The sequence below is a fragment of the Streptomyces sp. NPDC096046 genome (assembly GCF_040303285.1).
Lineage (GTDB): Bacteria > Actinomycetota > Actinomycetes > Streptomycetales > Streptomycetaceae > Streptomyces.
In genome coordinates, this window is the sequence record NZ_JBEOSZ010000041.1 from 64,232 (window position 1) to 74,348 (window position 10,117).

8 protein-coding genes are annotated in these 10,117 nt (G+C 74.3%); 7 read left to right on the forward strand and 1 reads right to left on the reverse strand.

What is annotated here, in order from left to right:
- Window positions 1-28: 28 nt before the first annotated feature.
- Genes ABTX62_RS28665 through ABTX62_RS28680 form a run of 4 tightly spaced genes read left to right on the forward strand, consistent with a single transcriptional unit; the run spans window position 29 to window position 4,505 of the window.
- Window positions 29-1,393 (forward strand): glutamine synthetase family protein, encoded by a 1,365-nt coding sequence (locus tag ABTX62_RS28665; RefSeq protein WP_352118890.1) that lies wholly within the window; start codon window positions 29-31, stop codon window positions 1,391-1,393.
- Window positions 1,394-1,401: 8 nt separating this feature from the next.
- Entirely contained in the window at window positions 1,402-2,775 is a 1,374-nt protein-coding gene (locus tag ABTX62_RS28670) for an aldehyde dehydrogenase family protein (RefSeq protein ID WP_352118891.1), read from the forward strand.
- The gene (locus ABTX62_RS28675) at window positions 2,772-3,557 is read left to right on the forward strand and encodes a 3-oxoacyl-ACP reductase (protein WP_352118892.1); all 786 of its coding nucleotides are present in this window, start codon (window positions 2,772-2,774) and stop codon (window positions 3,555-3,557) included. Before ABTX62_RS28670 ends, ABTX62_RS28675 begins: the two co-directional genes overlap by 4 nt.
- A 48-nt stretch (window positions 3,558-3,605) precedes the next feature.
- The gene (locus ABTX62_RS28680; RefSeq protein WP_352118898.1) at window positions 3,606-4,505 is read left to right on the forward strand and encodes a DUF2510 domain-containing protein; all 900 of its coding nucleotides are present in this window, start codon (window positions 3,606-3,608) and stop codon (window positions 4,503-4,505) included.
- A gap of 12 nt (window positions 4,506-4,517) precedes the next feature.
- Here the strand turns inward: ABTX62_RS28680 and ABTX62_RS28685 are convergent, their stop codons facing one another.
- A complete protein-coding gene (locus ABTX62_RS28685) occupies window positions 4,518-5,720 on the reverse strand; it encodes an amino acid deaminase/aldolase (RefSeq protein WP_352118893.1) in 1,203 nt (400 codons plus the stop codon).
- 267 nt (window positions 5,721-5,987) lie between these two features.
- On the opposite strand from ABTX62_RS28685, the gene ABTX62_RS37975 reads away from it, so the two are divergent.
- Genes ABTX62_RS37975 through ABTX62_RS28700 form a run of 3 tightly spaced genes read left to right on the forward strand, consistent with a single transcriptional unit; the run spans window position 5,988 to window position 10,022 of the window.
- A complete protein-coding gene (locus ABTX62_RS37975) occupies window positions 5,988-8,048 on the forward strand; it encodes a hypothetical protein (RefSeq protein ID WP_502998027.1) in 2,061 nt (686 codons plus the stop codon).
- Window positions 8,045-9,247, forward strand: a complete 1,203-nt coding sequence (gene mycP, locus ABTX62_RS28695; RefSeq protein WP_352118894.1) for a type VII secretion-associated serine protease mycosin — start codon at window positions 8,045-8,047, stop codon at window positions 9,245-9,247. Before ABTX62_RS37975 ends, mycP begins: the two co-directional genes overlap by 4 nt.
- A 43-nt stretch (window positions 9,248-9,290) precedes the next feature.
- On the forward strand, window positions 9,291-10,022 hold the full coding sequence (locus ABTX62_RS28700; protein WP_352118895.1) for an SseB family protein: 732 nt from the start codon (window positions 9,291-9,293) through the stop codon (window positions 10,020-10,022).
- The last annotated feature ends 95 nt before the right edge of the window (window positions 10,023-10,117 follow it).

The following is a 10,117-nucleotide window of genomic DNA, read 5'->3' on the forward strand; positions in this document are numbered from 1 at the left end:
GGACCCAAGGAGCCTAGGAGGCCATCCCGTGGCAGACCGCACACCCCCGCTGAGCGTCGAGGAACTGCACACCCTCGTCGCCGGCGGTGAGATCGACACTGTCGTCCTGGCCTTCCCCGACATGCAAGGGCGACTCCAGGGCAAGCGGTTCGCCGCACGCTTCTTCCTCGACGAGGTCCTGCGGCACGGCACCGAGGGTTGCAACTACCTGCTCGCCGTCGACACCGAGATGAACACCGTCGACGGCTACGCGATGTCCTCCTGGGACCGCGGCTACGGCGACTTCGCCATGCACCCCGATCTGACCACCCTGCGCCGCGTCCCCTGGAACGCGGGCACGGCCATGCTCCACGCCGACCTCGCCTGGAACGACGGCTCCCCGGTCGTCGCCGCCCCCCGGCAGATCCTGCGCCGCCAGCTGGAGCGCCTCGCCGAACTCGGCTACACCGCCCAGGTCGGCACCGAGCTGGAGTTCATCGTCTTCAAGGACACCTACGAACAGGCCTGGGACGCGGGCTACAAGGGCCTGACCCCGGCCAACCAGTACAACATCGACTACTCGGTCCTCGGCACCGGCCGCGTCGAGCCCCTGCTGCGCCGCATCCGCAACGAGATGTCCGGCGCCGGCCTCACCGTCGAGTCCGCCAAGGGCGAGTGCAACCCCGGCCAGCACGAGATCGTCTTCCGTTACGACGAGGCCCTGGTCACCTGCGACCAGCACGCCGTCTACAAGACCGGCGCCAAGGAGATCGCCGCCCAGGAGGGCATGTCGATCACCTTCATGGCCAAGTTCAACGAGCGCGAGGGCAACTCCTGCCACATCCACCTCTCACTCGCCGACGCCGACGGCACCAACGCCATGGCCGGCGACCTCGAAGGCGGCATGTCCGAGGTCATGCGCCACTTCCTCGCAGGCCAGCTCGCCGCCCTGCGCGACTTCTCCCTCCTCTACGCCCCCAACATCAACTCCTACAAGCGGTTCCAGCCCGGCTCCTTCGCGCCGACCGCCGTCGCCTGGGGCCAGGACAACCGCACCTGCGCGCTGCGCGTGGTCGGCCACGGCCGCTCCCTGCGCTTCGAGAACCGCCTGCCCGGCGGCGACGTCAACCCCTACCTCGCCGTCGCCGGACTGGTCGCGGCCGGACTGCACGGCATCGAACAGAAACTGGAGCTGCCCGAACCCTGCCCCGGCAACGCCTACGCCGCCGACCTCGACCACGTCCCCACCACCCTGCGCGAGGCCGCCGAACTCTGGGAGAACAGCACCGTCGCCCGGGCCGCCTTCGGTGACGAGGTCGTCGCGCACTACCGCAACATGGCGCGCGTCGAACTGGACGCCTTCGACGCCGCGGTGACCGACTGGGAGCTGCGCCGCTCCTTCGAACGCATGTGAGGTCCTTCTTGTCTTCCGAGCACCTTCTGGAAGTACTCAACCCCGCGACCGAGGAGGTCGTCGCCGCCATCGCCGGGGCGAGTCCGGCCGACGTCGACGCGGCCGTCACCCACGCCGCCAGGGCACAGCGGATCTGGGCCGCCCTCGCCCCCGGCGACCGCGCCCGGCTCCTGCGCCGCTTCGCCGCCACCGTCGACCGGCACCTGGAGGAACTGGCCCGGCTGGAGGTCCGCGAGGCCGGGCACCTCATCGGCAACGCCCGCTGGGAGGCCGGCAACGTCCGTGACCTGCTGGACTACGCGGCCGGGGGAGTGGAGCGGCTCACCGGCCGGCAGATCCCGGTACCCGGCGGCCTGAACGTCACGATTCTCGAGCCGATCGGCGTCGTCGGCGTGATCGCGCCCTGGAACTTCCCCCTGCCGATCGCCGCCTGGGGCACCGCCCCCGCCCTCGCGGCCGGCAACGCCGTCCTCCTCAAGCCCGCCGAGACCACCCCGCTCACCGCCCTGCGCCTGGCCGAACTCGCCCTGGAGGCCGGGCTCCCCGAGCACCTCTTCCAGGTCCTGCCCGGACGCGGTGACATCACGGGCGACGCCCTGGTCCGGCACCCCGGAGTCGCCAAGATCGTCTTCACCGGTTCGACCCGGACCGGGACGCGCGTCGCGGCCCTCGGCGCCGAGCAGGTCAAGCCCGTCACCCTCGAACTGGGCGGCAAGAGCCCCAACATCGTCTTCGCCGACGCCGACCTCAAGACAGCCGTCGACCCCTTCTCCTTCCTGGACAACTCCGGCCAGGACTGCTGCGCCCGCACCCGCGTGCTGGTCCAGGACAGCGTCTACGACGAGGTCCGCGAGCTCCTCGCCGAGGCGCTGGCCGCCGTGGTGGTGGGCGACCCGGCCGACGAGAAGACCCAGATGGGCCCGCTGATCTCCCGGCAGCAACTGGACCGCGTCCGGAGCTTCGTGCCCGACGGCGCCCCGGCCCTGCGCGGCAGCGCCCCCGAAGGCCCGGGTTTCTGGTTCCCGCCCACCGTCCTCACCGGGGAGAGCCCCGACTCGGCCGCGGCCTGCGAGGAGATCTTCGGCCCCGTCGCCGTCCTGCTGCCGTTCACCGACGAGCAGGACGCGATCCGCCTCGCCAACGGCACCCCCTACGGCCTCTCCGGCTCCATCTGGACCCGGGACGTCGCCCGCGCCCTGCGCGTCTCCCAGGCCGTCCGCGCCGGCAACCTGTCCGTCAACTCCCACGCCAGCGTCCGCTACTGGACCCCGTTCGGCGGCTACAAGCAGTCCGGCGTCGGCCGCGAACTCGGTCCCGACGCCCTGGCCGCCTTCACCGAAACCAAGAACGTCTTCATCAGCACGGAGGGCCCCGCACAGTGACTGCCCAGGAGAACATCTGCCGCCGCCTGGTCGGCCGTACCGCCGTCGTCACCGGAGCCGGCAGCGGCATCGGTCTGGCCGCCGCCCGCCGTCTCGCCTCCGAGGGCGCGCACGTCGTCTGCGGCGACGTCGACGAGGTCCGCGGCAAGGCCGCCGCCGAGGAGACCGGCGGCACCTTCGTGACGGTGGACGTGACCGACCCCGACGAGGTCGAGGCGCTCTTCAAGACCGCCCACGACACCTACGGCAGCGTCGACATCGCCTTCAACAACGCCGGCATCTCCCCGCCCGACGACGACTCCATCCTGGAGACCGGCCTGGAGGCCTGGAAGCGCGTCCAGGAGGTCAACCTCACCTCCGTCTACCTGTGCTGCAAGGCCGCCATCCCCTACATGCGGCGCCAGGGCAAGGGTTCCATCATCAACACGGCGTCCTTCGTCGCCAGGATGGGCGCGGCCACCTCGCAGATCTCGTACACGGCCTCCAAGGGCGGTGTCCTCGCCATGTCCCGGGAACTGGGCGTGCAGTTCGCCCGCGAGGGCATCCGTGTGAACGCCCTGTGCCCTGGCCCGGTCAACACCCCCCTCCTCCAAGAGCTGTTCGCCAAGGATCCGGAGCGGGCCGCGCGCCGCCTGGTGCACATCCCGCTGGGCCGGTTCGCCGAGGCCGAGGAGATCGCCGCCGCCGTGGCCTTCCTGGCCAGCGACGACTCCTCGTTCGTGAACGCCACCGACTTCCTGGTCGACGGCGGGATCGCCGGGGCGTACGTCACACCCCTGTAAGCCGGTGTCCTGCGGGTCCGGTTCGCGTCCTACAGTGCCGGGATGAGCATGACGCCTGCGCCCGGCTGGTATCCCGACCCGCACGCCCCGCACCTTCAGCGCTGGTGGGACGGCACGGCCTGGACCGAGCACCGTCGAGCGCCGGAGGCCCCCGTCGCCCCGTCGCCGGGTGGCGGCACCGGCCGCACGAAGGTGGTCGCCCTGACCGCCACGGGCGTCGTCCTGGTCTCGGCGATCGTCACCGGAGCCGTCGCCCTCGGCGGGGGCGACGGCGGCGGCACGGAGACCAGGACGGCCCCCACCTCCACCGTCGAACCCACCTCGGACTCGCCGGAGCCGACTCCCGAGGCGTCCGCCTCCGAACCGTCCGCCGACGATCCCGCGGTCGTCGAGGACCAGCTCAACGGCATCACGTTCCCGCTGCTCGACGGCTGGGTCCGCCCTCAGTACGTCGCCCAGGACGACGTCGTCATGACGACCGACGGCACCTACGACTGCCCCGGCGGCGTGGGCCTGTGCCGCCACGGCATGGTCTTCTCCCGCACGGTGACCGAGAACGACGAGAAGTCCCCCGAGGCCCTCGCCAAGGCGGACATATCCGAGGCCGCCGACGAGGCCTACGACCGCGACACGCTCGGCCGCGAGCTCTACGGGGGCATGAAGTCCCACCAGGTCGTCAAGTCCGGGCCGGTCGCGGTGGCGGGCCGCGCCGGATACCTCGTGCGCTGGCGCGTCACGACCGCCAAGGGGCCGGGCGGCTACGTCCAGTCGCTCGCCTTCCCCTCCAGCGTCGGCACCGAGTCACCGGTCCTCGTCCGGTACGTCTTCGACGCCGGCGAGGACGGACCGCCGCTCGCCGACATGGACCGCGTCACCAAGGGCATCCGCCCGGTCGGCGACGCGGACACGGGCGGCGGAGTCGGCAGCAGCATCGGCCCGGCGGACTGACGCCCCACAGGCCTACAGGAACGTGTGGCCCTCACCGCGGTAGGTCGGCACGGTCGCCGTCACCGCGTCCCCCTCGACCAGGTGCAGCCGGTCGAACCGCTCGCACAGCTCACCGGCCTTGGCGTGCCGGAACCACACCTTGTCCCCGATCAGCAGGTCGTCGGCGGGAGAGCCGAGCAGCGGCGTCTGCACCTCACCGGCGCCCTCCTGAGGGTCGTAGCGCAGCCCCTCGGGCAGATACGGCACCGGCGACCGGTCGGGCCCGGCCGCACCCGAGGCGGGGTACCCACCGCCGAGGACCGTCACGACCCCCACCCCCGGCCGCCGCACCACGGGCTGGGCGAAGAGGGCCGCCGGACGGCCGCTGAACGACGTGTAGTTGTCGAACAGTCGCGGCACGTACAGCCCCGACCCGGCGGCGATCTCCGTCACCGCGTCCTCGGCCGCCGTGTGCTGCACCGAGCCGGTGCCGCCGCCGTTGACGAACTCAAGACCCGGCACGACGGCGCGCACCGCACGCACCACCTCCGCGCGCCGCTCGGCGATTTCACGCTTGGCGGCCGCCTGCATCAGCCGGATCGCACGGGACCGCAGCGGACGCCCGGCCAGCGCGTCCCCGACCCCGGCGACATGCCCCTCGTACGCCATGATCCCCACGACCTCGAAGCCGGGGCGCCGGGCCACCGCCCGCGCCACGTCGGCCACCTCGGCGGGGGAGTGCAGCGGCGAACGCCGGGCCCCGACCCGCACCCGCCCACCGAGCAGCCTCAGGGAGGTGTCCAACTCCAGGCACACCCGCACCACTTCACGCCCGCCGCCCCGAGAGGCGTCGATCAGATCCAGCTGGGCCACGTCGTCGACCATGACGGTCACGGCGGCGGCGAGCTTGGGGTCACCGGCGAGTTCGGCGTACGCCGCGCGGTCCGCGGACGGGTAGGCGAGCAGCACGTCCTCGAACCCCGACCGGGCCAGCCACAGCGACTCGGCGAGGGTGAACGACATGATCCCCGCGAACCCGTCCCGGGCCAGGACGCGTTCCAACAGCGCCCGGCAGCGCACGGACTTGCTGGCGACCCGGACGGGCTTGCCCCCGGCGCGGCGGACCAGATCGGCGGCGTTGGCGTCGAAAGCCTCCAGGTCCACGATCGCGAGAGGGGCGTCGAGATGGGCGGTGGCCCGGTCGTAACGGGCCCGGTCGGCGGCGCGCGCAGTCATGAACGCAGCCTGCCAGACCGGATTACCGCTGGGTAGGGGGATGTTCCGGGCAGATGCCCCGGCCTCGTGGACTGGTTCCCGTTCGCCCAGGAACAAGCCGTAGAGTGACGCGCACGTACGGCGGACGACGCCGGCCGGGAATCCGCGCCGGGATGACGCTCCGTTCGTACGGGTATGTGTGCCCGGGACGATTTCGCGCCGGGCCTCGGGCAGGCGACACCGGCCCGCGTGAGACGAGCGGCCCGGGCATGAGGAAACGGGGGGTGCATGAGCACGGAAGCGCGGCGCGCCTCCTTCCCTCCACGCCCCACCACCCCCCCACACCCGTCCCACCCTCCGGCCGCGCCCGAGGGCCCGGCGCACCACGAGCAGGACACCTCGCGCCCCGCATCCGGCCCCGGCACGACAGCGGAAGCCACGCCGCCCCGGACGGATGGCGCGAAACCCTCCGACCGGCCGAACGGGCACCCCCGATTCCCGCACTCCGGGGCCTCGAACCCGGCTGCCGCCGCGCCCCGGCGCACCGAGCCCGTCGCACCGCCCCCGCCCCGCGCCTCCACCCGCTTCCCCGACGCGCCGCCCGGCCCGGAGACGCGACCCGACGCGACAGCACCGGACGCCCCTCCGCAGCCGCGCCCCCTCCCCGCACCGGGCCCACCCGACCGGGCGGAGCGTTCCGGCACCCTGGAGGGACCCACGACCCAGACGTCCGGCAGGCCGTTCCGTCTCTCCCCGCCCGGCCGTACGGACGCCTCGGCCGGGGCGCAACCCGAGACGGCCGGCCGGCCGTTCCGCCTCCCCACGCCCCGCCGCACCGGAGCCCCCGGCGAGCACGCGTCCGAGACGACCGGGGGACTGCGCCCGGTCCCCGCCGCCCCGACGTCGGACGAGCCCGCCCAGCCCCCCGTCCGACCGACCGCGCAGGAGGCGCCCGCCGGGCGCTTCGGCACTCCTCCGCGCCCCGCGCACGAGCCGTCGTCCGCCACCGGCACCGACGTGACCTCCGGGGCCGGGCACAGCACGCGTCTGCCTTCGGATGAGCCCTTCGCCCGGCCTGCGGCGCAGGGGGCGCCCGCCGGGCGCTTCGGCACTCCTCCGCGCCCCGCGCACGAGCCGTCGTCCGCCACCGGCACCGACGTGACCTCCGGGGCCGGGCACGGCACGCGTCTGCCTTCGGATGAGCCCTTCGCCCGGCCTGCGGCGCAGGGGGCGGCGGCCATACGCCCCGGTACCGACGCGGGCGTCGGGCACGGCACGCGTCTGCCTTCGGGTGAGCCCTTCGTCCGGCCTGCGGCGCAGGGGGCGCCCGCCGGGCGCTTCGGCACTCCTCCGCGCCCCGCGCACGAGCCGTCGTCCGCCACCGGCACCCCCACCGGCAGCGACGCGACCGCCCGACGCGGTACGCGCCTGCCTCCCGCACCCACCCGGCCGCCGGCCCCCTCCGCCGCGCCGCCCCGGAACCCCGCCCCGGTCTCTCCCGACCCCGCCCTGTCCTGGAGCGCCACGCGCCCCCTCGTGTCGTTCGGTGAGCCCGAGGGCTACGACGGCGCCGCCCGGCCCCGGCCGCTCGGCGGGCGCGGTGCGTCCCAGGCCGCCGCGGCCGCCGTCTGCCTCGTCCTCGGGCTGGGTCTCATCTCGGGCGCGGTCACCGGCAGCTGGCTCGTCGGAGGCTCCGGGGAGGACGGCGCGCCCAGCACCTTCGCCGCGGCGGGAAGCCTCTGGCACAGCGTCCCGGTCGACCAGCTGTTCCCGCCGACGGTGCAGGGCAAGGGCGCCGGTCCCGGCGGCGCCGACCGCACCTGGACCCGCATCGCCGTCGCCCCCGACAGCGGCTGCAAGGACGCCTTCGACCCGCTGCTGCGCAAGGTTTTGGCCCCGGTCGGGTGCGAACGCCTCCTGCGCGCCACCTACACCGACGCCACCGAGAGCTACGTCACCACCGTCGGCCTGCTCTTCACCACGGCCGACGCCCCCGGCATGACCGCCCTCGCGAACCGTTTCCGCAACGAACGTCTGGACCGCCGCAGCGACCTCATGCCCCTGCCCTACGCCGCCGAGGGCACGCCGGCCGCCGACTTCGGCCCCGGGCAGCGCGCCTCCTGGACCGTCTCCGTGCTCACCGAGGCCCCCGTCGTCGTCTACGCCGTCTCCGGCTGGGCCGACGGCCGCAGCGTCGACGACCCGCAGCCCGCCGGGGACGCCATGGAGGCCGGTGCGACCAGCGCCGCCGCCCAGGCCGGCCTCGGCAACGAGGCGCAGGGCCTCGCGGACCGCGTCGAACGAGACTTCCGCAGAAACGTCCGCTCGGCCTCGGAGCAGCCGTCGTGAACCACACCCGGGCCCAAAGACCCGCGCGCAGGCCGTCCCGCAAGGCCGCCGCCCTGGGCGTCCTGCTCACCGCCGGCCTCGTCCTCCTGCCCGCCGCCACCGCCCACGCCGACGGCATCCGCGCCCAGCAGTGGGCCCTGGAGGCCATGCACACCGAGCAGGCCTGGCAGACCACGAAGGGCGAGGGCGTCACCGTCGCCGTGCTGGACACCGGCGTCGAGGCCGACCACCCCGACCTGGCCGGCAACGTCCTCCCCGGCAAGGACCTGATCGGTTTCGGAGCCGAGCCCGGCGACCGCGCCTGGGCCCGGCACGGCACCGCCATGGCCGGCATCATCGCCGGCCACGGACACGGCCCGGGCAACACCGACGGCGTCCTCGGCATCGCCCCCGGGGCGAAGATCCTCCCGGTCCGCGTGATCCTCGAGGACGGCGACCCCTCCCGCGCCAAGGCCCGCAGCACCCGCGGCAACGCCCTCGCCGAGGGCATCCGCTGGGCCGCCGACCACGGCGCCGACGTCATCAACCTCTCCCTGGGCGACGACTCCGCCTCCGCGCACCCCGAACCCGCCGAGGACCAGGCCGTCCAGTACGCCCTGAAGAAGGGCGTGGTCGTCGTCGCCTCCGCCGGCAACGGCGGGGAGAAGGGCGACCGCATCTCCTACCCGGCCGCCTATCCAGGCGTGATCGCCGCGACCGCCGTGGACCGCGTCGGGACCCGCGCCCCGTTCTCCACCCGCCGCTGGTATGCCACCGTGAGCGCTCCGGGCGTCGACGTCGTCATCGCCGACCCCGACCGCAAGTACTACGAGGGCTGGGGCACCAGCGCCGCCGCCGCCTTCGTCTCCGGCGCCGCCGCCCTGGTCAAGGCCGCCCACCCCGACCTGACCCCGGCCCAGATCAAATCGCTCCTGGAGGACACCGCCCGCAACGCTCCCGTAGGGGGCCGCGACGACTCCCGCGGCTTCGGCTTCATCGACCCGGCCGCCGCCATCGAGGCGGCCGGCCGGCTGAAGCCGGAGGGCCTGCGCTCGGCGTCCTACGGCGCGAAGTACTTCGGCAGCGGCCCGGACGCCGCCGCCTCCGACGACGGCACCGCCGACTGGGCCGCCCCCCTCGCGGGCGGCGCCGGCGCCGGCCTGCTGGTCGCGGCGGTCGTCCTGTGGCGGGACCGCCGTACGGGCCGCGAGGACGTCTGAAGCCGCCGCCGGAGGCGCGCCACCCGGCCGATAGGGTCGACGAGTGGCGAACAAGAACATCCCGGACCCCGGCTTCTCCGACGACGACGGCTCCGCCGACCCCCGGCTGAGCGCGGCACTCGCCGCCTGGTCCGCTGACCGCGGTGCGCTGGGCCCGGTCCTCGACGCCCTCAAGGGCGCCCGGCTGCTCGTGCCCGTCGTGGCCGTGCTCGGCGAGGTCGAGGAGGACGAGCGGGGACTGCGCCGCGAGAAGACCAGCGACATGGCCGTACCGACCCTGAAGGCCGGCAACCGCACCGCCCTGCCCGCCTTCACCTCCACGGACTCCCTCGCCCGCTGGGACCCGGCCGCCCGCCCCGTCGCCGTACCGCTGCACCAGGCGCTCCAGGCCGCCGCGCACGAGAAGGCGGACACGATCGTGCTCGACCTGGCCGGACCGGTGCCCTTCGAGCTGACGGGCGCCGCGCTGCTGTCGCTCGCCGAGGGCCGCACCTCCACGGACCCGCTCGCCGACCCGGCGGTCGTGGACGCGGTGCGCTCCGTGGTCGCCGAGGTGCGCGCCGTGGTGCGGGCCTACCTCGGCCCCGGCCGGGCCGACGGCACCCTCGCCCTGGTCTTCGAGCCGGCCGTGCCGCACGAGGCCGGCGTCCACGCGGTCGCGCGCCGACTCGCCGCCGATGAAACACTGAGGGCCCGCCTGGTGCGCGGCCTCGACCTGGCAGTCCTGCCGGCCGGGGCGGAGCCGCCGGGCGAGCCCCTGTACGTACGCGGATGAACTAGTGCCGCAGCAGGCAACGTTCGCCCCGTCGCGACGCCCGGCACGCACTCTCGCCGCACCGGGCGCAAGCCCAAGTACACCCAGTACGAGGG

Bases quoted from the DNA above. Each gene is read 5' to 3' on its own strand.
- ABTX62_RS28680 (WP_352118898.1), top strand. From the start codon at position 3,606: ATGACGCCTGCGCCCGGCTGGTATCCCGACCCGCACGCCCCGCACCTT.
- ABTX62_RS28685 (WP_352118893.1), bottom strand. From the start codon at position 5,720: ATGACTGCGCGCGCCGCCGACCGGGCCCGTTACGACCGGGCCACCGCC.
- ABTX62_RS37975 (WP_502998027.1), top strand. From the start codon at position 5,988: ATGAGCACGGAAGCGCGGCGCGCCTCCTTCCCTCCACGCCCCACCACC.